The following is a 25,473-nucleotide window of genomic DNA, read 5'->3' as shown; positions in this document are numbered from 1 at the left end:
GTCGGTTATTTCTTCGTGGGATCTTCAGCATCTAAAGCAGGAGCGAGGAGACGGCGGAACGATTGAACGCGGGCAGTGCGAATCTCATCGCCCTGAGCCCATTCGTCTAGAGCACAGTCGATGACGCCATCTTCATGGGTACAGCCACGGGGGCACTGCTCAGCAACCTCTTCTAAATCGGGGAAGCCACGCAGTACATCGGCGCTGCCCACATGAGCCACGCCGAAGGAACGCACGCCAGGGGTATCAATGAGCCATCCGCCCTCATCGAAGGCAACAGCCTGCATGGAGGTGGAGGTATGGCGCCCCTTGCCCGTAATGGCGTTGACATGACCCGTGAGCCTGTCGGCTTCTGGGATGAGGGCATTCATGAGGGTGGACTTGCCAACACCGGAGTGGCCAACCAGCACGCTGACTTGTCCAGCAAGATGACGCCGTACCGCATCAATGCCTTCAATGCGCGGCTGGCCGTCTTTACTGATCGTCACTGTCGTGGGCAAACATGTGACCCCCAGGGGCTCATATAAACTGAGCAACTCGTCACTTGGTGCTAAGTCTGCTTTGGTCAAGACAATGAGTGGAGTCATCCCCGCGTCATAGGCGGCTACTAAATAACGGTCAATCATACCGGGGCGAGGTGGGGGGTCAGCTAACGCGGTCACAATAACGAGAAGCGTGGCATTAGCAACGACAGGCTTCTCGGTACCAGCCATATCTCCATCTTCATTGCTGCGGCGCAGCAACGTGGAACGTTCCTCAATACGAACAAGACGGGCCAAGGTATCTTTACGGCCACTGACATCGCCTACTACGGCCACGTGATCACCAACCACAACTTTGCCGCGTCCTAACTCGCGGGCCTTCATTGCGGTGATATTGCCCTGACCATCATCAGTGAGTGAGGGGTCAGCCAGGTGAATACGGTAATGGCCGCGATCGATACGCGTGACCTTCCCCGTGGGAGCATCAGGGTAACTCGGACGGACCTTTGTTCGTGGACGAGAACCCTTCCCTGGGCGCACCTTCACACGAGGATCGTCGGTACCAATATCGCGTCTACTCATTACTGACTTGCACTTCCTCACTGCTGTTCAGCAGAGATGACCATAAGGACACGAAATTCGGCAGAGTTTTTGACGTGCACTCCACGTCCTCAACGACCACGTCATCAATTGCCAGGCCAATCAACGCAGCAAATGTGGCCATCCGATGATCAGCGAAGGTCGGCAACTGTGCACCATGAAGAGGAGAAGGCTCAATAATGAGTGTCCCCTCATCAGCACTAGCCCGCCCACCAAGCAGCGTAATGACGTGAACAAGTGCAGCCAATCGATCCGTTTCATGACCACGTAAATGACCAATACCAGAAAGTACCGAGCGGTGCCCCTGTGTGCCGGCAATGGCCGCCAAAGCCGCAATTGTGGGAACCAATTCGCCCACATGAGACAGATTCATCTCCAAACCACGAATTTCACCCGTTCCTCGCACGCGGAAGCGCCCCAGGCCAGACTCCTCGGGCTCGAACTCCACCTCGGCGCCCATCAGTGGCAAAATCTCACGCCAAGCATCGCCAGCCTGTGTAGTAGAAACTGGCCACGAGTCAACTGCTACGTCACCGCCAGCAATCATCGCTGCAGCAAGGAAAGGACCGGCATTCGACAGATCAGGTTCGAGAATAACTAGATGCTCATCACGGGCGACGGATATATCAAAGCCATTGATACGCCAAGCATGCGTAGCCCCGTCACGTTGTATGTGGCTAACTTGGCAGCCCGCTGAACGCATGCACTCAATAGTCATCTGCACATGCGGCCATGAAACCACCTCGCCAGTAGTCCAAATCACCGCAGGCATCGGCCATTGGCTAGCACCCATCAACAGAGCAGATAAGAACTGACTTGAGGCACTGGCATCGACTTGCACGTGAATCTCATCGTCGTGAACGCTACTGGTAGCAGGGAAAGAACCGGGGCCCACGCTGGCAGGGAAGAAACCTTCATGAGCAAGGAATGACACATCGCCGCCCACGCTGGACAGTGCGGTAAGCAGATCGGCAACAGGGCGGCGTCGAGCGCCCTCGTCACCATCAAAAATCACCGGAGCGTCAGCAAGCAAACACAACGGTGGAACAAAACGCATCACCGTGCCTGCAAGACCACAATCAATCGTGCAGCCTCCAACAAAGGCATCTCCCGTAGCCAAAGGAGAAGACAACACAAGATCGTCACGCATCTCATCGTGATCAATCTGCACACCAAGCGAGCGCAACGCTGCCATCATCAAATCCGTGTCACGACTGCTCAGCACATGACGAATCCGAGTCCGCACAGGACTCAACGCACCCAGAATGAGGGCACGGGCACTTAACGATTTCGATGAAGGAACCTGAACAGTCCCATGGAGGGGGGTATACGCTCGAGGCGCAGCCCATACGGTGAGCATAGATGAGGAATTAGTTAAACACTCAGGCAACGCGAGCCTGCTCCTGAGCACGCGCTTTTGCTACTGCTGCTGCGGTAAGTTCACGCTGACGCTTCAGTTCAGAAGCACGCCACATCAAGGAGGGCTTACCTTCACGGTCAACTGAAGCCATCAGTAATCCAGCGCCGAGAGCAGCACGGACCATCAAACCATTCAGGGTATCGCTTCGCTCCTGCTTGCCACGAGCAAGCCAGATGGGATTGTTAACAATGGCCAAGGGAACATTAAGTGCCGCAAGAACGGCGGCACTTGAACGAGGAGCCACACCAGTAGCTAGGCCCAGGCCAGCAACAACGCTAAGCGCTCCTGAAGCGCGGGTAATCACTGTGGCTTGTTCGCGAACGACTGGAGGCAGACCAATCTTTTCGAGAGGGGGAAGAACCTTCTCAACTTTCTCGACATGAGCCTTGGGCTTGATTAGGGCATCGATGCCTTCGACAATGAAGACGGATGCGAGGATGGGACGGGAGAATCGACGCATGATATTCATGGTCCATTACTAGCGCACCTGGGGCGTTGTTGCACTCTCAACACACGGACCGTATAGGCTCTATACGATGACTGAGTCTCCCACCCCCACTGCGCAGGCACTGGATTACGATCCAGATGCTGATTTTCGCGCCCCCAATGATGAAGATGCTGCGCAGCGTGCTGCGCGTTTCGAAGCAGACGCTCTGCCCTACCTCGATCAGTTATATGGCGCTGCCGTGCGCATGACGCGTAACCGATCTGACGCTGAAGACCTGGTCCAGGATACCTATGCCCGTGCCTTCTCCTCCTTCCATCAGTTCAAGGAAGGGACCAATCTCAAGGCATGGCTCTACCGGATCTTGACCAATACGTTCATTAACTCATATCGAAAAAAGCAGCGTCAGCCCCAGCAATCTGACGCTTTCGAAGTTGAAGATTGGCAACTTCATCGCGCCGCCAACCATGACTCAGTTGGTTTGCCTAGTGCAGAGATGACCGCGTTGGAGGCATTGCCTGACTCAGACATTAAAGATGCCTTGGGGCAGCTGAGCGAGGATCGTCGTTTAACGGTGTATCTGGCTGATGTCGAGGGGTTCTCGTATAAGGAAATTGCGCAAATTATGGATTGCCCCATCGGCACCGTGATGAGTCGCCTCCATCGTGGTCGCGCACAACTACGTGAACTTCTGGCCGATCATGCACGCTCACTGGGCTACGGTGATGAAGTTGATGATGATCACTCTTTTGATGATGACTTGGCGGGAACAAAAGCGGGTAGTGACAGCGTTACATATTCCAGTTCGCCGGATACCGGTAATCAAGTAACTCACAATCCATCACAGGAGGAGAACGTATGAGCGCCTCACAGACGCCAAATAACAGCGCTCAGCCCTGCTCCTGTTCTGAGGCATTGCGATACCTCGATCGGTTCCTTGACCATGAGGTCGATGCGGAGCTTACTGATCGTCTTGCTCAGCACGTGACGGATTGTCCTCACTGTGGCCGTCTTGCAGACGCCGAGCGTCACTTGCGTGCCATTATTCGCTCTCGCTGTGCGGAGCAGGCACCCCCGCAGTTGCGTGAGCGGATTCGTATGAGTTTGTCTGTTTCGTGTACTGAGTTCAAGATCAGCGGTAGTTCGTCAGGCTTTTAGACTCACTTCTTTATTGACGATGCTACGCATTGTGGCCACACTCACCCCCTGGCTATTCCATGCAAGTGGAACAGATGAGTAAAGGTGTGGGAAACTGTTCCCTGTTACCTGCGCCCCCTCGTGGGGCCAATTGGTCGATAATCACGAGGAGATAGACATGAGCAAGCGTGGTCGCAAGCGCAAGTCCCGCGCAAAGAGCGCATCCAACCACGGCAAGCGTCCCAACGCCTGAGCCGGGTTGAATCGCAACCCAAACTTTTCATGAGGGCGGGCAGTCACAATAGTGACTGCCCGCCCTCATGGTTTGTTTACTCTCGTCTCAAACTCTGCACCCATAGTGCTGATAACAGCGTGCCACTGAGCAGTAACTTAACGATATGTCGAGGGCTTGAGGATTATTCGTGTGCAGAAAACGGTTGTTCAAGACCGAGCCACTCATACCAACCGCGATGAAGAACAAGCCAGGCGAGCAGACCATAGCCGGCTTGGCCAGGCCACTGGCCGCCATTGACTTGAACATCGGTATTCCACTGATCGTGGTTTTTTAACGGGGTAAAGGTATCTACATAGGGAACGCCACGACGCTGGCACACTTCTGAGGAAGCATGGGCCAACTGTGCCATGCCATCGGGATTCACTCCGGGAAGAGGAGGAGGCCCCACCACGAAGCATGAGCGACGCTGAGTAGACGCACCATCAAGAATGTTTGCTAGGGCTAAACGTGAACGAGCAGGAGAAATACCTGCGCGCACGTCAGCGGCCCCCACGCCAATCACTAGGGCGTTAATGCCGGTGTGAGTGCTGCGGCGAGCAACTTCTTCACTCCAGCGTGCAGCCATCTGAGTGGTGGTTTCACCGGGAACAGCGAGAGTGGTCCACATAATGGGCTGTTTACGCGGGGTACGGGCCATCACTCGGCCGGTCCACCCAAGAGCCCGAGGGTCGCCATAACCGGCAACCAGTTCGTCTCCCAGGAAGCAGACGTTGAGATCCTCCACGTACTCCTCCTTGAATTCATCGCACCCTGACGGTGCTTATCACATGGTATCCCACCGCTACATGGCTCATGCAGGGGTGGGATACCGGAAGTATTTAGCGCTGGAATGCTGTGTTGATGAGCTCAACGAGTTGGCGCTTGTGCTCGCCAGCCGTTCCCACTGCGGGAGCAGCAGTTTCAGGACGGGCAACAACTGGAAGCATTCTGCCGCCGGTGAGTTCCATTGGCATATGGAGAACCAGCCAGGGCCATACGCCCTGGTTCTTCGGTTCATCTTGAACCCAGACCAACTGAGCGTCACCGAAGGGCTCCAGAGCGTGAAATAATGCACCCTCATCCAAGGGATAGATTTGCTCGAGGCGCACGATGGCGGTGGAGAAGTCCTCATCCTTGTCGCGGCGAGCAAGCAGGTCGTAGTAGATGCGACCAGAGCACAACAGAACGCGCTCTACATCGCCACGCTCAGCAGCGGCTAGAACACGTGGATGACTGTCCCCAATGACGGTCTGGAATGAGCCACTGGTGAAGTCGTCAACAGAACTCGTTGCTGCTTTCAGACGCAGTAACTGCTTGGGCGTGAGCACAATCAGGGGTTTACGAGGCTGACGGAAGGCCTGGTCACGCAGCATGTGGAAGTGGTTGGCCGGAGTAGAGGGTTGAACTACTCGCATATTGTCCTGAGCGCACAATTGTAGGTAACGCTCAATACGCGCCGATGAGTGGTCAGGCCCCTGACCTTCTAAGCCATGGGGGAGAAGAAGGACAAGACCAGACTCTTCGCCCCATTTTTGTCCAGAGGATGAAATGAATTCGTCAATCACAGTCTGGGCGCCGTTAGCGAAGTCACCGAATTGTGCTTCCCACATGGTCAAACCCTCGGTGCGTTCTACCGAATACCCGTATTCAAAGGCCATGGTGGCGTATTCACTGAGTAGTGAATCGTAGAGTTCGAGAGGTGCTTGTGTGGGAGTGAGGAAGTCTAGAGGAGTCCATTCCTGGCCGGTGAGGTGGTCATGGAGAACAGCGTGGCGCTGAGCAAAGGTAGCACGGCGTGCATCTTCGCCAGCCAGGCGAACGGGGATACCGTCCATAAGGATGGAGCCTAGAGCGAGGAGCTCACCAAAGCCCCAGTCGATGTCACCGTTACGGCTCATTTCTTGGCGCTTAGCCAGCATCTGAGCGAGTTTAGGGTGAATATTGAAGCCTGTTGGGTAAGCAACCTGTGCGTCACCGATACGTTCAATAACGCGACTTGATACGGCGCTGGTCCATACCCCGGAGCGCCGGGCAACCTCAGCAACTGTTGAGGGTTTGCATGCGGTAGCCAGACCGAGTTCCTTATTGGACTTCTCATTCTCATGGGCGCGCACATCGCGACGTTCATTAAGGATGCGCTCAAGTTCGCTTCGGTAGGCTTCATCGATCGCGGTCGCTTGCTCCACGGTGATGTGACCACGGCCTACCAGGTCCTTGGTGTAGACCTCACGAGTGGATGCTTTGCCGTTGATGAGTTTGTACATCACGGGCTGAGTCATCGAGGGATCGTCACCCTCGTTGTGGCCGCGGCGGCGGTAGCAAACTAGGTCAATGATGACGTCTTTGTGGAAAGCTGCACGGTATTCGTAAGCGCGTCGAGCCACACGAGCCACAGTTTCAGGATCATCGGCATTGACGTGGAAGATTGGCACCTGCAGGCCTTTAGCAAGGTCGGTGCAGTAAGTGGTGGAGCGTGCTTGAGCTGCACCCGTGGTGAAGCCAATCTGATTGTTGACGATGATGTGCACGGTGCCGCCAGTACGGTAGGCGGGCAACTGGCTCATATTGAGCGTTTCGTACACTACGCCTTGACCAGCGAACGCGGCATCACCGTGAACAAGGACAGGAACTACCGGGTAGTCATTGTCATTTAACTCGCCGTTACGGGCCATACGGTCCATTTTGGCGCGAGCAATACCTTCAACCACACCATCTACTGTTTCTAGATGTGAGGGGTTGGCCGCCAAGCTGACGCGAGTGGTCACGCCATCAGTACCGGTGAAAACACCCTGGGTTCCCAGGTGGTACTTCACATCGCCGGTTCCCATGCCGCCGGCGATGATGCGCCCATCGAATTCGTCGAAGACCTGACCGTAGGACTTGCCAGCGATGTTGGTCAGGACGTTGAGGCGTCCACGGTGAGCCATACCGATGACCACTTCATCGCGGTTATCATGTGCGGCAGCGTCGAGGAACTGGTCAAGGAGGACGATAAGGCTTTCACCGCCTTCGAGGCTGAAGCGCTTCTGACCTACGTACTTCGTTTGGAGGAAGACTTCAAAGGCTTCTGCCTGGCCGAGCATGGTGAGAATACGGGTACGTTCGGTCTGATTGATGTCAGTCCATTTACCCTCCAGGCGGTCTTGCCACCAACGACGCTGGGCTGGGTCTTGAATGTGCATGTACTCAACACCGACGGTGCGGCAGTAAGCATCACGCAGTAAGTCAAGAATCTCTCGCAGGGTGGCTCTCGGCTTGGTTCCTAGTCCGCTGGTGGGGAAAGTGCGATCCAAGTCCCACAGGCTCAGTCCGTAACTGGTGATATCCAAGTCAGGATGACGCCGCACACGGTACGTAAGAGGGTCAGTGTCCGCTGCTAGGTGGCCGCGTTGACGGAAGGCATGGATGAGCTGAGCAACGCGCGCGGGCTTATCATCTTCGCGTAACTCATCGTAGGTCACGTCACGTTGCCAGCGCATGGGCTGGTGGGGGATACGGAGCGATTCGAAAATTCGATCCCAGAATCCGTCCAGGCCGAGCAGTTTGTTTTCAATCAGGCGTAGGAACTCACCGCTCTGCGCGCCCTGGATGACACGGTGATCGTAGGTAGAGGTCAAGGTGAGAACCTTGCCTACGCCCTGGCGGGCCAAGGTTTCATCACTTGCGCCAGCAAAGCCTGCCGGATAAGCCATAGAACCTACACCGATAATGGCACCCTGGCCCGGCATCAGCCTGGGCACAGAGTGAAGGGTCCCGATCATGCCAGGGTTAGTCAGCGTGATGGTGGTGCCCTGGAAATCATCAATGCCTAGCGAGCCAGTACGTGCCTTTTCAACGAGTTTTTCATAGGCAGCGACGAAGGATGAGAACTCCAAGGTGTCAGCATTCTTGACGTTAGGCACAACAAGGCGGCGTTCCCCGCCGGGAGCCGGAACGTCGACGGCTAAGCCGAAGCCCACATGGGCGTTGTGACGAATGGCGTTTTTACCGTTCTCATCCTGGGTGAAAGACACATTCATCTCAGGCATTGTGACCAGTGCTTCCACAATTGCCCAGCCGATGATGTGTGTAAAGGAAATCTTCCCACCACGAGTATGAGACAGGTGTGCGTTGACGATGGAGCGGTTCTCAATCATCACCTTGGCGGGGATGGCGCGCGCAGACGTGGCCGTGGGAATCGCCAGAGATGCTTCCATATTGGTGGCGGTGCGTGCGGCAGCACCTTTGAGACGCTGGATGGAATCTTCTCCATGGTGGTCATCCAGGGCATGGCGCGCCGCAGCCATTCGTGCGGCATAAGGCGATGAAGGGGGTGCTACATCGGAGGCAGGAGCTGGAGGAAGGTCAGACCGAGTGACGTCCTGAGCCATCGAGGCTTGACGGTGAGGAGCAGCGCCACTGCGTGCGGCAGCAAAATCCGGGGTAGGGGAGGTGTACTGCGCTGCAGTTACAGCGGAAAGGGGCTGCTCCACAGCGGCAATGTCATGATCTTCAGCAGCCGCAGGTGATGCTGCCACGGGCTGAGAAAGGTGAGAGGCTGTGGCCTGGGGATGAGGAAGGGTAGGCGGAACGTGAGGGTAGGGAACGGGGGTATTCATAGGAGCGGGGGTAACAGCATTCGTATTCCCTGCAAAAAGTGCCCGCCATGACGCGGGAACTGATTGAGGATTGCGTTGGTAGGCCTCACGCATATCCTCGATCATTCGGTAACTTGACTCTTCTTGTGCGCTGTTGTCTTGACTGGACACGGCAGTCGCTCTCCTGACTCGATATAAAGGGCAAGCACCCATCCTCATAGTTTAAGGGCGTTTGAGCGAACACGCGGAACAAACACCGATACATTCCGCGCTTGTTCGTGAGGTGGTGATTACTTGTGCCACATCTGAGTAATACGCACTCACTGCTTGATCATTGATGTTTACCCGATCAAGATACCGATTTCTTATGTTCCGGGGCGGCGAAGAACAGTGGTACGACGTTGACGCCCCTCGGGTGAAGAGGGAAGCCGCACGCGAATCGTGGCTCCAGAATTAGGATGGTCAGCAGGCGGATCAATAGCGGCAATCGTCCCGCCGTGAAGACCAACTGCCCAGCGTGCAATCGACAATCCCAAACCGGTTCCTGAAGGGTCCGCACTTGCCCCACGCTGGAAACGGGAGAAAATATGGTGGCGCTCGTCAGGAGAAATACCTGGTCCATGATCGGTGATGTCGATGACCACGCCCTGGCGCCCAGATACACGTCGGGCGGTGACGTGAACAGTTGAGCCTGCCTTGGTATGTCGAGCAGCATTATCGAGCACATTAAGAAACACCTGACGAAGCCGTGCTTCGTCACCTTCAATAGTGAGAGGATTTTCGGCCACACTCACATCCCAAGACACGTCCCGTCCAGCACTATCGCTTGCCCGACGTGCAATATCGACCGCATTGTTAAGCAGATCATTGAGAGACAACGGTGCCACATTCAAATCTGCGGCACCTGCGTCAACGCGGGACAAATCGAGAAGGAAGGAAATTAATTCACTGAGTTGTTCAGTGCGGCAAAGAGCGGAGTTGAGTTCCTCACTGGAAGGGGCCACTACGCCGTCGGCCATATTCTCTAACTGGGCACGTAGGGCGGCCACCGGAGTACGCAACTCATGAGATACGTTCGCTACTACCGCACGGCGGGCTTCGTCTTCTCGCTGTAAATCCCAGGCCATATGATTGAAGGCATCAGCCAAGGCCCCAACTTCGTCGCGGCTAGTGGAGGGAACTCTGCGTGAATAGTCACCTTCAGCCATTGCGGTGGAAGCGTCTTTCATTAGGCGAAGGGGCTCAATCATGCCGTGAGCTAAGACCTGCGTGAATACTAAGGATGCCACCAAGACCACGGGGAAGGTTTGCAACAGGCTCCAGTCTGATTTCATCCCCAACCAGGTTAAAAAACAGGCCGCACTGACCGTAGCGGTTACGAGTACACCTAATTTGATTTTGATTGAACCAAGACGGTCGAGAGGACGCAGTCCACGCCCCTCCACATGGCGCGGACGAACCTGTAGCGGCTCACTCATCGTTCGTTACTGACTAAAGAATCGGAGAAGGCGTAGCCCACGCCGTGCACCGTACGAATGACTTCGCTGCCAAGTTTTCGGCGTAGGGCTTTGACATGAGAATCCACGGTACGCGTGGCAGCGACAGAAGGATCGGCCCACCCCCATACATCCTCAAGCAGGCGTTCTCGGGAGAAGACTTCGCCGGGGCTGCGGGCCAAGCGAACCAGCAAATCGAATTCCGTGGGAGTCACATGAATGTCCTGCCCCTGACGAGTTACGCGGCGACTCGTGATATCCACATCAATGTCACCTAGTGTTAAGAAATCATGTGGGGGGAGAGTCTCATCCTGGGCTTGAACAACTTCTTGAGCAAGTTTTTGAGCACGCTCATGGCGGCGCAGTAGGGCGGTCACACGAGCAACTAACTCACGCATTGAGAACGGCTTGGTCATGTAATCATCAGCACCGCGAGCTAGACCCGCCAGCACATCGGCTTCATCATCGCGAGCAGTGAGCATGAGTACCGGCACATTAGACATGGAGGCCGGTGCCCCTGCCTCCACCCACTTGTGCGGGTCCCGAAGGCGTGAACATAACTCCATGCCATCCATCACCGGAAGCATGAGGTCAATAATTAACGCATCTGCCCCGTAGGTCGTGACGTAATTCCAGGCACTTAGCCCATCACCTACCACCATGACGTGCCATCCCACAGCATTGAAGCGTGCGGCAATCGCGGAAGCAATATCGTGATCGTCCTCGACAACGACGAGACGGGCAGGCGTGAACGTTTCCATACCATTCAGGGTGCCATGCTAAGGGTCACAATGCATGGAGACACAGCGCCTAGTCAGCTAGTAGCCCAATATGAGAAGGTAGGCACATGCTTCTTGACCTCCTCATGCTGGTGCTGGGCGTTATCCTCACACTGGGCACAGCAGTGTTCGTTGCTGGGGAGTTTTCCCTTGTCGCATTAGATCCCGCAACAGTCGAATCGCGTGCTGTTGCCGGCGATCGCCGTGCAGGAACCGTCCGTCAAGCATTGCACTCATTGAGCACATTGCTCAGCGGCGCACAGGTCGGCATTACGTTGACGACGATTTTGCTTGGTTACACCGCACAAGCAGCATTGACTCGTCTGCTTGAACGCTGGCTTGGTTCCTTCCTCTCCGCCGCCATCGCCACGGCTACTGCTGTCGTCATCGCGCTTATCGTTATCAATGCGTTCTCCATGATTGTTGGTGAACTTATCCCGAAGAACGCGACCCTGGCTGATCCTATGCGTGCAGCCCGTGTTGTGGCGCCACCGCTCATGGCTTTTACTGCAGTGTTTAAGCCCTTGGTGATTGTCCTGAATAACGCAGCAAATAAAATCCTCGCTTCCTGGGGGGTCGAAGCATGCGAAGAAATGAGTGGGGCTCGAAGCGCTAGCGAATTAACAGCACTCGTTCGCCACAGTGCTCAAGAAGGCACCCTTGACATGTCCACTGCTACGCTGCTGACCCGTTCCATCGGTGTAGGTGAACTGACCGCCGTGGACGTGATGACGGACCGCGGGCGCATCCACTGCCTTCACGAAGATGACACTGCGGCGGATGTCGTGAGCATGGCTCGGGCAACCGGACACTCGCGTTTCCCTATTATTGGTGAAGATCTCGACGATGTGCTCGGCCTGGTTAACCTTCGTAAAGCCATCGCAGTGCCCTTTGAGAAACGCGCTCACGTCCCGGTCACGTCGAGTTCCCTCATGACGCCGTCCCCTCGCGTTCCTGAGACTGTCCCGTTGGCACAACTGCTTGTTCACCTTCGTGCTGAAGGACTCCAGATGGCCTTAGTTCAGGACGAATACGGTGGTACTGCCGGCATTGTCACCTTGGAAGATGCCATTGAAGAAATCGTGGGTGACGTGGCTGATGAACATGATCGACGCCGCAGTGGCGCCTACGTGGAAACCTCAGGTCAGTGGATTGTTCCTGGATGGATGCGTCCTGACGAACTGGCTCACTCCGCTCATATCTATCTTCCTGATGATGGCCCTTACGAAACACTTGGTGGTCTGGTCATGACGGAACTGGGCCGTATTCCTCGCGTGGGTGATGAAGTAACGACGCTTCGTGCTCACCTTGTGGTGGAAGCCATGGACGGTATGCGTATCACGCGTTTGCGTGTGTGGTCTCTTAATGACTCTGAGGAGACTCAGGCATGAGTACTACTTGGGCACTCGTTGTTACCGTCATTCTTCTGGCTGGTAACGCCTTTTTTGTGGGCGCAGAATTTGCCATCACCAGTTCGCGTCGCGCTCAACTTGAACCCTTAGCAGCAGAGGGTAATGCCCGTGCACGTACCGCCTTGTGGGCCCTTGAACATGTCTCGGCCATGCTGGCTACTGCCCAGTTAGGCGTGACCTTGTGCTCTACTGGACTGGGAGTAGTGGCTGAACCGGCTCTCGCCCATATGCTCGCTCACCCCCTGGCCGCTATTGGTCTAGGTGAAGCAACCGCTCACGCGATTGCTGTGATCATCGCGTTGACTTTCGTGGTGATGGTTCATGTGCTCGCTGGCGAAATGGTCCCTAAGAACTTGGCTATTGCAAGCCCAGAAAAAGCTGCTCTGATCTTTGCGCCGCCGCTGGTCGCCTTATCTCGGTTCTTCAATCCTGCCGTTGTGGTGTTGAACGGTATTGCTAACTCTGTGCTTCGACTCCTGGGTATTGAACCCAAGGATGAAGTTAGCGCCGCCTTCACTGCCCAAGAAGTGGCTTCCATCGTGGAACGTTCACGTGCAGAAGGTGTGCTTGCTGATGACACAGGTCTCCTCTCCGGGGCGCTGGAATTCAGTGAAGAAACTGCCGGCAGTGTCATGGTTCCGTTAGATGAACTCATCACTTTGCCTGACAACTGCACCCCAGAAGATGTGGAGCGTGAAGTAGCAAAAACCGGCTACTCGCGTTATCCGCTTGTCTGTGCGAGTACTTGGCCGGGAAAACTGAATGACGATGGTGACTATCAGCATGGGGGAGTTGATGAGCGCGCTCGTTCCGCGGCGTCGGAGATGGAACTGGTGGGTTACATTCACCTCAAAGATGTCCTTTATGCCGACGGTGACGAGCGTCAACAACCTGTTCCCGCATGGCTATGCCGCGCCTTAGTGCCCGTTCATGCTCAGGATGATGTGGAAGATGTGCTTGCCGCAATGCAGGCTACCGGCGCACACGTGGGCTACGTGCTTGATGAGAACGAGAAGACTACAGGTGTGGTCTTTCTTGAAGATATTCTTGAGGAACTTGTTGGTGAAGTGCGTGATGCTATGCAGCGCGATGATAAACATCTTCTGGAGCGCATTGCGCGCGGACGTTGATCGCGGATAACTAACAGGCTTGTCGTGGGCGGTAATGTCCGATGTGATATTGGACGAAACACCTGTGACGTCAAGACATAGCGGTGTATCGTTATTGTTCTGTCACATTGATATCTGCGACGATAATGGCCTGACTGGTACGCACATCAGAATCTTCGTTCAGGAAGCAATGACTCATACGCAACCTCCTCTTACTCGCCGTGAGATTCGCGAACGCGAACGTGCGGCTGAACGTGCTGCCAAAGCACGTCACGTTCCCTCTATTCCTCAGGCTCCCCACATCGTTGAGTCTGCCCAAGGAATCACGGTTGCACATCCCCATGTACGTCTGACCCCTTTGTCTCGCTCTGGCCTTGCTAAGCGAGTAGGTCTGTTGGCGGTTCTTGGAATCGTTACTGTCCTGGCACCCCTGGCTGGTGGCGTCGTAGGTTTCGCTCCTGTTTCCGCTTCTGTTCCTTCTTTAGCGCCGACGCCGACCACCCCGGTGATCGCCGCCGCTCCCGTTGCTGCGGGTGTCCTGGGTAACGATGTGGACGTTCCCGACGGTGCAGAAGCCATAGCAAATGTTCCGGACGCTGCAACTCGCGCACGTATCCGTGAAGCCTATGAAAACGCTGCCGTGACTTGTGCGCCTCAGTCAGCCGGGGCCAGTGGGGACACTTCCGCCTTTACTACGACTCCTGAAGTCTTTTACCCCATGATGCCTGGCAGTTACACCCTATCTAGTGAATATGGGTGGCGTATTCATCCCACCATGGGCTACTCCAAGTTCCATGCAGGTCAGGACATGGCTGCCCCCACGGGTACTCCGATCTACGCCGTAGCTGCGGGTACTGTTGTTGAAGCAGGTATGACTGATGGCACCGGAACCGTCACAATTAAACACGAGATTGATGGACAAACCTGGTATACCAGTTACCTACACATGTACTCCGATGGCATTTATGTCCATGTGGGAGAGCAGGTTTCTGCTGGTCAACTTATTGCTGGTGTGGGTTCCACGGGCTATTCCACTGGTGCACACCTTCACTTCGAGGTTCGCACAAAAAATGATTCGGCAGACTCTTCAACTGTTGATCCCATGGCCTGGCTTGTTCAACATCATGCCGTGGAACTCACTACGCACTGTTCTTGAGCTAGATCAGGACGCCTGCACCTGGCTACCGGATTTCGTCTCTAAGCGCGATACAGTCCAGATATGACTCCAGAGTTTTCTCGTCGTAAACCGCCCGTGACCATCATGGCGCATCGAGGTGGCAGCCTCGAAGTCCCAGAGAACACTTGGACGGCTGTGGAGCATACGGCCAACCTTGGGCTGCAATGGATGGAAACAGACGCACATGTCACCAAAGATGGCGTATGTGTTCTCAGTCATGACCCGTCTTTCGCTCGGACGAGTCCATCCCATCATCCTGAACTGATTCACCGTATGACGTGGGATGAGGTAAGTCGTATCGATGCCGGGGATGGTAATGCGCCTGTTCGACTTGATGACGTATTAGTTTCTTATCCCGATCTTCACTTTAACGTGGACTTAAAAAACTCCCAGGTGCCTCAGCCTGCTCTTCAAGCGGTTCGCCACGCACATGCGTTGGACCGGGTGCGTTTTTCCTCGTTTTCTGCCCGTCGCCTAGCGGTGTTTCGCAGGCAGGAACCGCGGGCGGTGACCTCTGTGGGGGTCGCTGATGTTATTGACCTTAAACTTCGTGCCGAAGCAGGTGTATCGCTCCCTCATACACGTTTTAGTTGGTATGTCGGTTTAGTTGATAGCGTGCAGGTCCCTGAGGTTGAGCATGGTATTCGTGTGGTTACTGATCGTTTTATCGCTACCGCTCATCGGTGCGGTATGGAAGTTCACGTTTGGACTGTGAATGAGGCTGAAACTATGTTACGTCTGCGCGATGCCGGAGTAGACGGCATTATTACAGATGCGCCTTCGCTGGCGTTGATTACTCTGGGGGAGCATCGCTGAAATATTTCTTGTCTACTGTTTGAGACTCTTAGCAGGCTTAGCGATTGTGAATCATTGAGTCTTGATATAGATACACAAAATTCCCCGCCATCATGCGATGGCGGGGAATGTGTATGGTGCCCCGGACAGGATTCGAACCTGCGACTTCCTGCTCCGGAGGCAGACGCTCTATCCACTGAGCTACCGGGGCTCACTGCGTATCGTAGCAGGCACTAGGGAACTCGGTGAAACTCCGAGTCGTTTTTGACAGGCAAGAGCAGGAAATTCGGAGGCAATGAGATTAGTTGATGGTGCGCTGGGCGCTATCGCCAGGGGTGGTGACTAAGGTTGATGCCCGAGGAGCAACCTCAGGAAATTCAACCGTGTATTTCTTCAACCATTGTGCAGCGAAGTCATCAGCCTGCTCAGAAGTGACCAAAGCCCATACGCTGCCACCAAAACCAGCACCGAAAGCACTAGCAGCAGGAGCGCCAAGTTCACGAGCGAAACGCTGCAATGCAACCGTTTCAGGAACCTGGTTGTTTAAGCCTTCCTCAGTCCAGTGTTGAGAGAGATCTACAAGACGACCAAATTCTTCAATGTCTCTAGCGATTAATGCGTCACCAGCTTGAGGAACGATGGTTTCGTTTTCGATGAGGAACTGCTCGAAGCGCCCCTGGAGATAACCCGACCCCTTGAGCATGGAACGAATTTCTTCAGCAGCAGATTCAGAAGATGTCACAGCATCAGCCAGGTAGACGTCGCTACGACCGGTATTTTCATTCCAGCGTTTGACGATTTCATGTGTGGATAACGCAGCACGGTTGTACTTCTCGCGAGCGGTGCCACTCTTTTCAGCAAGAACCCCCGAGACGGCAACCACAATGGAGTAATCATCAGGCCATGGAACACGGCGCTCTAGGCTGGTGGGGCAGAAGGAGTACTGGCTTAGTACGCCTTGCTTGCCGCACAACATGGCTGTGTGGTCCTCGCTGCCTCCGAAAGTACCTACGCCACGGTGACCTTCAAGATTCTCAAAAGTCTGACCATTTTCGACGCAAGCTAGATAGTGCGCACGTAATTCAGGGGTGGTCACACAGGAAGTGAAAGCCTCTGTTGCTTCCAGACCACTGAGATCCATCATGGTGCGGGCAAGACCCACAATCATGGCGGAGGAGGAACTCATACCGCTGGCAAGCGGAAGATTGGAATCCACGGTGATATGGGCGCCACGAACCTGAGAACCAAAGTTACTCACTAAACGTGAGGCCACTGCTGCTGGGTATCCTGACCAGTGACCATGACGGTCAGTAGAGGGCGCATCGAGGGGGATTTCGACAGTGTCATTGACTGCCTGAGAGGTGACGCGAAGAATGGGTTCTTCAAGAGCCTGGCCAGTGAAAGTCAAGCCATGGGAAGCGGCGGCTGTGAGAGTGCGGCCACCGGCATAATCAGTATGTTTGCCCAGAACTTCGATGCGACCGGGAACAAACCAAGTGACCTCATCGACTCGAGAAGTGAGCGGGCCGCGACCAGCGTCAGTTTCGAGCAGGCTCACAGTTCAACCTCAACGCTTTCTAGAGCAGCACGCACAGCGGCAATGTCGGTGCGGCGGGACATGTCGAGAACACCTACGGACACAGGAACAACAGCGAATTCCGTACCGCGTTCCTTAGCAAGAGAGACGGCATCCACAATTTCGAGTTCGCCGCGGACGGAGGGAGTGATGTCATCACATGCTGCGTAGATGTCCTTGGTAAACAGCCAGGCATTCATGGACAAAGGAGCTTCAGGGCCCATGTCATCAATGATGGACTGTTCAGGCTTTTCGAGGATGCGAGCAAGATTCCCGTTCTCGTCCACGTCCACGATGGCGAATGCGTTGACGCGGTCAGCTGGGATATTGGACTGTTCAACAAGAGCAGTGCGGTTGAAGCCCAGTAGGCCAGCGCCAGGTAACTGGCACAGAGCCTTGAGGGATTCAGCAGGGTAATAGTTATCAGAGTTAATGACCACAAAGCGGTCATCGCCAGTGAACTCGCGGGCTGCAGATACTGCATCGGCTGTGCCCAGGGGCTTTTCCTGGATGGCAAAGTCAATTTTCACGCGACTTGTTTCCAGGTTGCCGTAGTGCTCACGGAAGATGGTGTGTTCAGGGCCAATGACGAGGCAGATGTCAGTGATTCCAGCATCGGCCAGGGCACTCATGACAAAATCCAGGAAGGGGCGGCCCACGTCAATCATGCCCTTGGCGCCGGTCTCTACGGCCTTATCGGTGGTGGAAGCTGCGGCGGGATCAGCAGCGCGCATGCGCGATCCAAGGCCACGAGCGAGAATAACTGCCTTAGTAACGGGGGAGTTCATAGTGTCATCTTAGCGGTCACATCAGCGATACGCTCTGAACTGAGCGGGGAAGAGCCGATTTTTATTCGACCACTGATTTACGCCTGGCCAGTGAGCGTTAAGTAAATAAGCAAAGCGTTGAGAGCAACGATAATGGTCGCGAATACGATGGCCGCAAGTCGGAGTGGTTTGGAATCGGCGTAACGCCCCATGATGGAGGTGTCAGCGCAATAGTGGGCTAGAGGAATAATGGCCAGGGGAATTCCGAAACTCAAGACTACCTGGCTTAGAACAAGCGCCCAGGTTGGCTCCACCCCTGAGGCAATAATCAGGAGCGCAGGAATCATTGTGATGGCTCGGCGAACTACGAGCGGCACGTTAATATGCAGGAGGCCCGCCATAATTTCACTGCCTGCATATGCACCCACGGATGTGGATGCGAGGCCACTAGCTAACAGGCCTATGGCGAAGATCGCGCCGATAACGGGACCAAGGGTCATCGTAATAGCGTGATGGGCGCCTTCGATCGTGTCAGTTCCCTCAACTCCGCTCAACGCCGCTGCAGCAAGTAAAAGAAGTGCAATGTTGACAGCGCCGGCGAGAACCAGTGCCCATACCACGTCAATACGCGTGGCATGCAAAAGATGCGACAGACGTGAATGATTACCTGCTTCATCGCCTGTGAGGTGATCGGTGCCGAAGCGGTCGGTAACCAGAGATGAGTGCAAATAAATGGCGTGAGGCATCACCGTAGCGCCAAGCATGGAAGCAGCAACAAGAACAGAATCACGACCAGCGAATCGAGGAATCATGCCTGCGGCGGTGGCTGACCAATCCGGAGGAGCAACGAATAGTGCTCCCATGAAACCGAAGGTAATAATGATGAGCAGAGCAATGATTGCTTTTTCAAAACTGTGCTGGCCGCGGTGCTCTTGAAGCATCAAAATTGCCATCGAGATAGCGCCAATGATTAGGCCACCGGTCAGCAGCGGCATGCCCGTCAGGAGGTGGAGAGCGATTGCTCCACCAATGATTTCAGCTAAATCCGTTGCTGCGGCAACGAGTTCTGCTTGAGCCCAAAAAGCCAAGCGGGCAGGTTTTGATAAACGTTGCCCCAAAAGAGTCGGTAAGGACTGGCCTGTTACCAATCCGAGTTTGGCGCTTTGGTACTGGATGACCACAGCCATGAGGTTTGACAAAGCAAGAACCCAGACCAGCGTGTAACCGTAGCGCGCACCAGCGGTGATGTTTGCTGCGACGTTTCCGGGATCCACATATGCCACAGCAGCAACGAAAGCTGGACCTAAGAGCATGACAATTCTGCGTTTGTCCATGGCAGGTTTGTGCAGGCTAGGAGTTGTGCTGTGCTGTGGGGATGGCTGGGAAGACATGATGCTTCTAGCGTACAGAGGTTGTTTCGGGTATCCGAAACATAAATACTTGCTTAACAGCGTACTCCTTTCGTGAATTCCTACTCATAGACAGGCATAAAGTGTGAAACAGTGCGCAAAATGCTGCACACACGTGATGAATACCTCGTTGTCACGCTAATCTGTGCTCATGACTCCAGAAGAGCTCTCACAAGCGATCCATTCCGTTCTTGTTTCTGCCATTGATGATGGCGCACTGGCCTTGGACAAGGCTGACTTGCCTGAACCTAAGGTTGAGCGTCCCCGAAACCGAGATCACGGTGACTGGGCAACCAACGTGGCCATGCAGTTGGCGAAAAAGGCCGGGACTAATCCCCGCGCCTTGGCTGGTGAACTTGTTGAGCGTCTCAGCGCCATTGAGGGAATTGACAGCGTTGAAATCGCTGGCCCTGGCTTCCTCAACATTCGACTCAACGCTGCAAGCGCTGGCGAACTTGCCCGCTCCATTGTTGAGGCCGGTGAAAAGTACGGTACTAATGACACCCTTGCCGGCGAACACATTAACCTTGAATACGTTTCTGCTAACCCTACTGGTCCTGTCCATCTTGGTGGAGCACGATGGGCGGCGGTCGGTGACTCTCTCGCCCGTATCCTCAAGGCCTCCGGCGCTGAAGTGACCCGTGAGTACTACTTCAACGATCATGGCACTCAGATTGACCGTTTCGCGAACTCCCTTTTGGCATCAGCACGCGGCGAACAGACCCCCGAGGACGGCTACGGCGGCGCCTACATTGAGGAAATTGCCCAGACTGTGACCAACGATGAGGTTGCTGCTGGACGCCCCGAGCCCGCAACTTTGCCCGATGAACAGGCCACTGAAGTCTTCCGCAAGGCTGGCGTTGAACTTATGTTCGCTCAGATTAAGGACGAATTGCACGCGTTCCGTTCTGATTTTGACGTCTTCTTCCACGAAGATAACCTTCACAACTCCGGTGAAGTGGACAAGGCCATTGACATCCTTCGTGGCAAAGGCATGATCGAAGACCGTGACGGAGCCGTCTGGTTGCTCACCACCAAGTTCGGTGATGACAAGGACCGTGTCTTAATCAAATCCGACGGTAACGCTGCCTACTTCGCCGCCGATGTGGCTTACTTCCTTGACAAGCGTCGTCGTGGCGCTACCTGTGCTGTCTACCTGCTCGGCGCAGATCATCACGGTTACATTGGCCGCATGATGGCCATGTGTGCCGCCTTTGGTGACACACCCGGTGAGAACATGCAGATTCTCATCGGTCAGATGGTTAACCTCGTTAAGGATGGTGCTCCTGTGCGCATGTCTAAGCGTGCGGGCACGATCGTCACTCTTGATGACTTGGTCAGCGCCGTGGGCGTGGACGCAGCCCGTTACGCACTGGCACGTTCCTCCATGGACTCCTCGATCGATATTGATCTGGACCTGCTGTCCTCTTCTAGTAACGAAAACCCCGTGTACTACGTGCAGTACGCCTTCGCTCGTACCCGCAACGTTGCTCGTAACGCTGCAGAAAACGGTGTGAGCCGTGATGCAGGGTTCGAGCCTGGAGCCCTCGATACTCCTCAGGATGCTCAACTTCTCGGCGTCCTCGCTGAGTTCCCTGCCGTAGTTTCCCAAGCTGCTGCTCTGCGCGAACAGCACCGTATCGCTCGCTATTTGGAGACTCTCGCATCTGCTTATCACACCTGGTACGCAGCAACCCGCGTGACTCCTCGCGGTGACGAGGAAATTAACTCTGGTCATGTCGCACGTCTTTGGCTCAATGACGCCGTGGCCCAGGTTCTTGCAAACGGCCTCGATTTGCTGGGCGTGAGTGCTCCGGAGCGTATGTAATCATGGTGAGGCATGCCTCCCACATCGAGTTGTATCCCGCTGATGCTTTTCGCTCAGACCCCATCAACCGGCCAGACTTTTGGCCCTGGGGAACTGACAGTGACAACGGTGAACTCCTTGTGGGAGGCATGCGCGTTCCTCAGATCCTTTCAGCACTCGGGGACGCGCACACTCCTGTTCTCGTCTGTGACGCAGATGATCTCTCCTCGCGGATGTGTACTTGGGCTTCAGCGTTAGCAGAAGAATGCTGGCCCTCCTACGGCATGAACGATGCAACGGTCCTTTATGACCTTTCAACAATGGGAGCGCCGGCTGTCGCACGCCTAGCGCTGAGCCAAGGTCTGGGGCTTAAAGCGAGAAGTCTGGGTGAACTCTCCCTTGGCTTTTCCCTTATCAATCAGCATTGTGCCTCGCTCAAGCACGCAACTTCTCCCGTCCCGGTGAAACGTCCTCACCTCATTCTGGATGCTCCTGTTCTTTTCCCGAACCTTGTCCAGGCGGCACTGGAAGCCCACGCCCTCGTGACAATTCGCAGCATGGCGGACCTGGACGTGCTCATTAGTGTATTGCGTATTCGTCCTGCACAAACACCGCCTCATGCGCGCGTGATTATTGCTCTTCAGACTGATAATGACGGTTATGAGGATGATTCTTCCCGCTCTGATGACGCCTCGTCGACCAACAGGAGGGCTACTGAGGTCACTTATCTGCCCGCACTCACTATGACAGAATTTCGTGAGGCAATACGTATCTGTCGCAAACAGGCAGAAGTAGATTCTCTTTTGGTGGCAATTGAGGGTATTAGCCTGACCTTCACCGATGAGGCACCTTCGGCAATCGCTCAGGTGCTCGGTCACGTTATCGATCAATGGCCTATCGCTGAGTCTCCTGCTCATCCTGACCACGGTGGGGCATCGCTGTCTTTGCTGGACATCACTCTTGATCCGCCGGTGGCTCATACTGATCCTCATTACGCCATCAATGGTGCTGCCCATTACGCGCGTGCTTGGGTGCCCGTGCTTCGTGAGCGCTGCCAGGCTCGTCATCTATCGATTCCTCATCTCATTGTTGACCCGAGTTGGGCTGGCGTAGGTGCCTCGACCATGGTGTTATCCCGTGTTCTTCGTGTTGACCACGGTGAGTCCGCATTGACAGCGTCAACCACGGATTTGAACAATGAATCCATTGATGATTTATCCGCTAATGTGCCTACGGTATGGATTGATACCCCACTGACTCGTGACCTTCTCACGATCAGCGGAAGTACCCCGCTGACGGCCACTTACGCATGGAACGCACATGGTAGTGCGAACAACAATGCACACGCCACCCCTGCGAATGATGATGAACATTCCGCGTCAGCCACACAACAGGAGTACCTTCTTCGCTCCGCTAGCCACGCTGATAGTGCGCACACCGCACTGCGCGTCATCCTCCCGGTAGATCTCCAAGCAAACGACATTCTGGCCATGCCGATTATCGGTGCGATGATGCTGGGACGTTATGCCACGGCGTCATTCGAAACAGCGCCAGGATTGGCGATGATTCATCACGGACAGGCTACCTGGGCCGTGCGCCCGCAGACAGTGGAAGCCGTCATTAGCCGCTTTTTGTAGGCGTTGAGCCTCCCCGAGCAGTGTTCCTTAGCGCCCTATACTGGCCGCATCTATAGGGGTGTCATCCGATACTCCGTCAGCGCACTGCCCCAGGAGAACCCCGTGACAGCATCTGCTACCGCGCCCCATCTACCAATCGTGCGCGTAGGAATTCTTGGCGCAGGAACAGTGGGTAGTCAGGTCTACCGTATTCTTACCGAACGACGCGAGCATTTTGCGCGCATAGCTGGCGTAGACGTCGTGGTCACAGGTGTGGCAGTCCGTGATCTTGGCGCACCGCGTGACGTTGCTATTGACGAATCGCTCCTCACCACAGATGCCATGAGCGTGGCTACCTCTAATGACCTTGTCATTGAGCTTATTGGCGGCCTCGAACCCGCCCGCTCCCTCATTCTTGCTGCCCTGGGGGCTGGAGCCCATATTGTCACGGGAAATAAAGCACTTTTAGCAGTCCACGGTAATGACATCTTTACAGCCGCTTTCCATGCGGGCCGTCATGTTCGTTTTGAGGCAGCAATTGCCGGTGCTATCCCCGTAGTTCGAACTATCGAACAGTCATTGAGTGGTGACGTGATTACCTCGATTACTGGGATTCTCAACGGCACCACCAACTACATTCTCGATGAGATGTCTACCCAAGGCCTGTCCTTTGATGATGTGTTGCTTACCGCTCAAGAACTTGGTTATGCCGAAGCCGATCCGTCCGCCGATGTGGATGGGTACGACGCTGCCGCGAAAATTGCCTTGCTTGCTCGCCTCGCATTCAATACCCCGGTGATGCTTGACCAAGTGCCGGTGAGGGGTATTCGCGGTATCAATGATGATCTCATTGCTGATGCTCAAACCTGCGGCTACACCGTGAAACTTCTGGCAACCGCCCAGGTTATCGAACGCGTCGATGACTGCCTTAGTAATAGTGAGAATGAGGGATCACCTGAAAAAGTATTGGGTGAAAATTGTCAGTGTGCTTGTGCACTTAGTCTGGCTGTCCAACCCACGGTGGTGGGCAATGATGATCGACTTGCGGCAATTCCTGGTGCTACCAATGCTGTGACTGTGGACTGTGAAGCGGCAGGGGAATTGACTTTCATTGGGGCGGGGGCGGGTGGAAATCCTACCGCCAGTGCCGTGATGGGAGACGTGACTACTTTGCTCAAACAGATGGCTGCTGGTGTAGCTATCCCGCTTATGCAACCCTTGCAACAGATGGATGTTCTTTCTGCTGATGAGCAGGCGTCAACATATTGTTTTTTCGCTCATGTCTCCAGTGATGATGATGACGTGGTCAGTAGGCTGGCTGAGAAAACCTCTGATCTTCCTGGCACTTTGGTCCATATCGTCTCCCATGTCTCTATGTGTCATGATGCCACCGTCGTGGACATTGCTATTGATGATCTCACCGTTGTGCAGGCAGACGCCGTACTGCAGGAATTGATGGATATTGATGAATTGGACTCCGTGACCATGTGTGCTGCCCGACTATGTTTAGAAGTTACTGACGAGTAATGACCTTGACGGGACGCTGTGATTGGCAACTTATTTAGGTAGGTCATTGTGCTGGGTGGGATACGCCGTGATAGCCGGAGGCATGGCATCGAGAACGTAGATAGTGAAGTAGGAAGGGGAGGGCGATGAGGATCGTGGCTGAACACGTCACCGTGGAAGCACCAGCAACAATTGCGCATTTGGGTCCTGCTTATGACTGCCTGGCATGCGCCGTCACCCTCCGTGATCGTTTTCTGGTCCGCCCTATTGCCGGAGCAAGCCGCCTCACCGTTCACGGACAATCCATGGATGAATCTTGCGCGGTGGAGTCCACTACCTTCGTCAAAGCGTTACGTGCGGGGTTGGAATTTGTTGGAGCTCCACAGGTAGGAGTTGACCTGTACGCTCACCATCGCATTAGTGAATATGGCGGACTCGGACGCGACGCCGCACACACGGTTGCTGCTCTCCTTGCCGTTCGTGCTCTGATCAATGAACCCGAAGCTCTTTCTGACGATGACGTGCTCATCCTCGCCACAGAAATTGACGGACGTGCCCCTCAAATTGCTTCCACCCTCTACGGGGGCTGTCAGTTGGCATGGCATGACGACGAGCGCATACGAGTCACCGCATGTGCGGTCAGCGATGGATTACCCTTCACTATTCTGATTCCACCTGGTCGCCACCGCATCTCCCAGCGCCGCCTGCATCAAGTACTTCCCGATAAGATTACCCATCGTGATGCCGTGTTTAGCATGGCCAGAATGGGGCTTCTACTCCATGCCCTCGCGGGGGAGGGAGAACTCCTTTTTCACGCTACTGAAGACCGTCTTCACCAGGAGTATCAGCGTGCGCTCCTACCAGGTTCTACTGCTGTGATGGATGTATTACGTGATCGTGGATATCCTGCTGTGATTGCCAGTGGGGGTCCTAGTGTTCTTGTCCTTGCTTCACTTGATGAGCAGTCTCATCGTGAATTACATGACGCTGGCTGGAAAGTGTTGAATCTTGCGGTAGAACGTCAAGGTAGCGTGCTACTCTAGAGGCATACGCAGGCTTCCGGCGCAGCCGAGGCCCGCTGGAAGGCGG

The 25,473-nt window shown here is 54.9% G+C and carries 21 protein-coding genes and 1 tRNA gene; 11 read left to right on the top strand and 11 right to left on the bottom strand.

All coding sequences use genetic code 11. From position 1 onward, the window contains the following. Positions 1 to 5 precede the first annotated feature (5 nt). The 3 genes from rsgA to A9753_RS05550 are packed head-to-tail and all read right to left on the bottom strand — an operon-like array spanning position 6 to position 2,971. A complete protein-coding gene (rsgA, locus tag A9753_RS05560) occupies positions 6 to 1,064 on the bottom strand; it encodes a ribosome small subunit-dependent GTPase A (protein WP_067781579.1) in 1,059 nt (352 codons plus the stop codon). Then, positions 1,057 to 2,442 (bottom strand): 3-phosphoshikimate 1-carboxyvinyltransferase, encoded by a 1,386-nt coding sequence (gene aroA, locus A9753_RS05555; RefSeq protein WP_067782277.1) that lies wholly within the window; start codon positions 2,440 to 2,442, stop codon positions 1,057 to 1,059. The genes rsgA and aroA overlap by 8 nt, the downstream gene beginning before the upstream one ends. A 22-nt stretch (positions 2,443 to 2,464) precedes the next feature. Further along, entirely contained in the window at positions 2,465 to 2,971 is a 507-nt protein-coding gene (locus tag A9753_RS05550; protein ID WP_067781576.1) for a DoxX family membrane protein, read from the bottom strand. A 67-nt stretch (positions 2,972 to 3,038) separates the two neighbouring features. Between A9753_RS05550 and A9753_RS05545 the strand changes: the two genes are divergently transcribed. The 3 genes from A9753_RS05545 (at position 3,039) to A9753_RS10180 (ending at position 4,337) form a co-directional block, all read left to right on the top strand. Beyond that, positions 3,039 to 3,809, top strand: coding sequence for a sigma-70 family RNA polymerase sigma factor (locus A9753_RS05545; protein WP_083090337.1), 771 nt, complete (start codon positions 3,039 to 3,041; stop codon positions 3,807 to 3,809). Next, positions 3,806 to 4,105, top strand: a complete 300-nt coding sequence (gene rsrA / locus A9753_RS05540; RefSeq protein ID WP_067781573.1) for a mycothiol system anti-sigma-R factor — start codon at positions 3,806 to 3,808, stop codon at positions 4,103 to 4,105. The genes A9753_RS05545 and rsrA overlap by 4 nt, the downstream gene beginning before the upstream one ends. A 157-nt stretch (positions 4,106 to 4,262) precedes the next feature. Next, positions 4,263 to 4,337, top strand: coding sequence for a 50S ribosomal protein bL37 (locus tag A9753_RS10180; RefSeq protein WP_425394250.1), 75 nt, complete (start codon positions 4,263 to 4,265; stop codon positions 4,335 to 4,337). A gap of 163 nt (positions 4,338 to 4,500) precedes the next feature. Here A9753_RS10180 and A9753_RS05535 read toward each other — a convergent pair whose 3' ends face one another. From A9753_RS05535 to A9753_RS05520, 4 genes are all read right to left on the bottom strand, one after another. Beyond that, complete coding sequence (locus A9753_RS05535; RefSeq protein ID WP_067781570.1) at positions 4,501 to 5,103, bottom strand: GDSL-type esterase/lipase family protein; 603 nt, start codon at positions 5,101 to 5,103, stop codon at positions 4,501 to 4,503. A gap of 94 nt (positions 5,104 to 5,197) precedes the next feature. Further along, positions 5,198 to 9,061 (bottom strand): multifunctional oxoglutarate decarboxylase/oxoglutarate dehydrogenase thiamine pyrophosphate-binding subunit/dihydrolipoyllysine-residue succinyltransferase subunit, encoded by a 3,864-nt coding sequence (locus A9753_RS05530; protein WP_425394249.1) that lies wholly within the window; start codon positions 9,059 to 9,061, stop codon positions 5,198 to 5,200. Between the two features lie 239 nt (positions 9,062 to 9,300). After that, positions 9,301 to 10,413 carry a HAMP domain-containing sensor histidine kinase gene (locus A9753_RS05525; protein WP_067781564.1) on the bottom strand — a complete coding sequence of 371 codons (1,113 nt, stop codon included), beginning with the start codon at positions 10,411 to 10,413 and terminating at the stop codon, positions 9,301 to 9,303. Beyond that, on the bottom strand, positions 10,410 to 11,192 hold the full coding sequence (locus A9753_RS05520; RefSeq protein ID WP_067781561.1) for a response regulator transcription factor: 783 nt from the start codon (positions 11,190 to 11,192) through the stop codon (positions 10,410 to 10,412). Before A9753_RS05520 ends, A9753_RS05525 begins: the two co-directional genes overlap by 4 nt. Before the next feature lie 86 nt (positions 11,193 to 11,278). Here A9753_RS05520 and A9753_RS05515 point away from each other — a divergent pair, with 86 nt between their 5' ends. From A9753_RS05515 to A9753_RS05500, 4 genes are all read left to right on the top strand, one after another. After that, entirely contained in the window at positions 11,279 to 12,601 is a 1,323-nt protein-coding gene (locus A9753_RS05515) for a hemolysin family protein (RefSeq protein ID WP_067781558.1), read from the top strand. Continuing rightward, positions 12,598 to 13,752, top strand: a complete 1,155-nt coding sequence (locus A9753_RS05510; RefSeq protein WP_067781555.1) for a hemolysin family protein — start codon at positions 12,598 to 12,600, stop codon at positions 13,750 to 13,752. Before A9753_RS05515 ends, A9753_RS05510 begins: the two co-directional genes overlap by 4 nt. A 169-nt stretch (positions 13,753 to 13,921) precedes the next feature. Then, on the top strand, positions 13,922 to 14,887 hold the full coding sequence (locus tag A9753_RS05505) for a M23 family metallopeptidase (RefSeq protein WP_067781551.1): 966 nt from the start codon (positions 13,922 to 13,924) through the stop codon (positions 14,885 to 14,887). Between the two features lie 63 nt (positions 14,888 to 14,950). Next, a complete protein-coding gene (locus A9753_RS05500) occupies positions 14,951 to 15,724 on the top strand; it encodes a glycerophosphodiester phosphodiesterase family protein (protein WP_176702747.1) in 774 nt (257 codons plus the stop codon). A 114-nt stretch (positions 15,725 to 15,838) separates the two neighbouring features. On the opposite strand, the gene A9753_RS05495 is transcribed toward A9753_RS05500, so the two are convergent. The 4 genes from A9753_RS05495 to A9753_RS05480 form a co-directional block, all read right to left on the bottom strand. After that, positions 15,839 to 15,914, bottom strand: a tRNA-Arg gene (locus A9753_RS05495). A gap of 90 nt (positions 15,915 to 16,004) precedes the next feature. After that, positions 16,005 to 17,261, bottom strand: coding sequence for a GHMP family kinase ATP-binding protein (locus A9753_RS05490; RefSeq protein WP_245637379.1), 1,257 nt, complete (start codon positions 17,259 to 17,261; stop codon positions 16,005 to 16,007). After that, the gene (locus A9753_RS05485) at positions 17,258 to 18,067 is read right to left on the bottom strand and encodes a nucleotidyltransferase family protein (protein ID WP_067781548.1); all 810 of its coding nucleotides are present in this window, start codon (positions 18,065 to 18,067) and stop codon (positions 17,258 to 17,260) included. The genes A9753_RS05490 and A9753_RS05485 overlap by 4 nt, the downstream gene beginning before the upstream one ends. Positions 18,068 to 18,144: 77 nt before the next feature. Further along, positions 18,145 to 19,437, bottom strand: a complete 1,293-nt coding sequence (locus tag A9753_RS05480; protein WP_083090334.1) for an Nramp family divalent metal transporter — start codon at positions 19,435 to 19,437, stop codon at positions 18,145 to 18,147. 169 nt (positions 19,438 to 19,606) lie between these two features. Here A9753_RS05480 and argS point away from each other — a divergent pair, with 169 nt between their 5' ends. The 4 genes from argS (at position 19,607) to A9753_RS05460 (ending at position 25,427) form a co-directional block, all read left to right on the top strand. Next, entirely contained in the window at positions 19,607 to 21,283 is a 1,677-nt protein-coding gene (gene argS / locus A9753_RS05475) for an arginine--tRNA ligase (protein WP_067781545.1), read from the top strand. Positions 21,284 to 21,285: 2 nt separating this feature from the next. Continuing rightward, positions 21,286 to 22,899: a hypothetical protein gene (locus A9753_RS05470; RefSeq protein WP_067781542.1), complete on the top strand. Its 1,614-nt coding sequence runs from the start codon at positions 21,286 to 21,288 to the stop codon at positions 22,897 to 22,899. 102 nt (positions 22,900 to 23,001) lie between these two features. Next, on the top strand, positions 23,002 to 24,405 hold the full coding sequence (locus tag A9753_RS05465; RefSeq protein WP_245637378.1) for a homoserine dehydrogenase: 1,404 nt from the start codon (positions 23,002 to 23,004) through the stop codon (positions 24,403 to 24,405). 125 nt (positions 24,406 to 24,530) lie between these two features. Then, entirely contained in the window at positions 24,531 to 25,427 is an 897-nt protein-coding gene (locus tag A9753_RS05460) for a homoserine kinase (RefSeq protein ID WP_067781538.1), read from the top strand. Positions 25,428 to 25,473 lie beyond the last annotated feature (46 nt).

Origin of the sequence: Actinomyces vulturis (genome assembly GCF_001687305.1) — a bacterium.
In the GTDB taxonomy this organism is placed as follows: domain Bacteria; phylum Actinomycetota; class Actinomycetes; order Actinomycetales; family Actinomycetaceae; genus Actinomyces; species Actinomyces vulturis.
The sequence above is the reverse complement of the archived record's forward strand: the minus strand, read 5'-3'. Positions and strand labels throughout refer to the sequence as shown.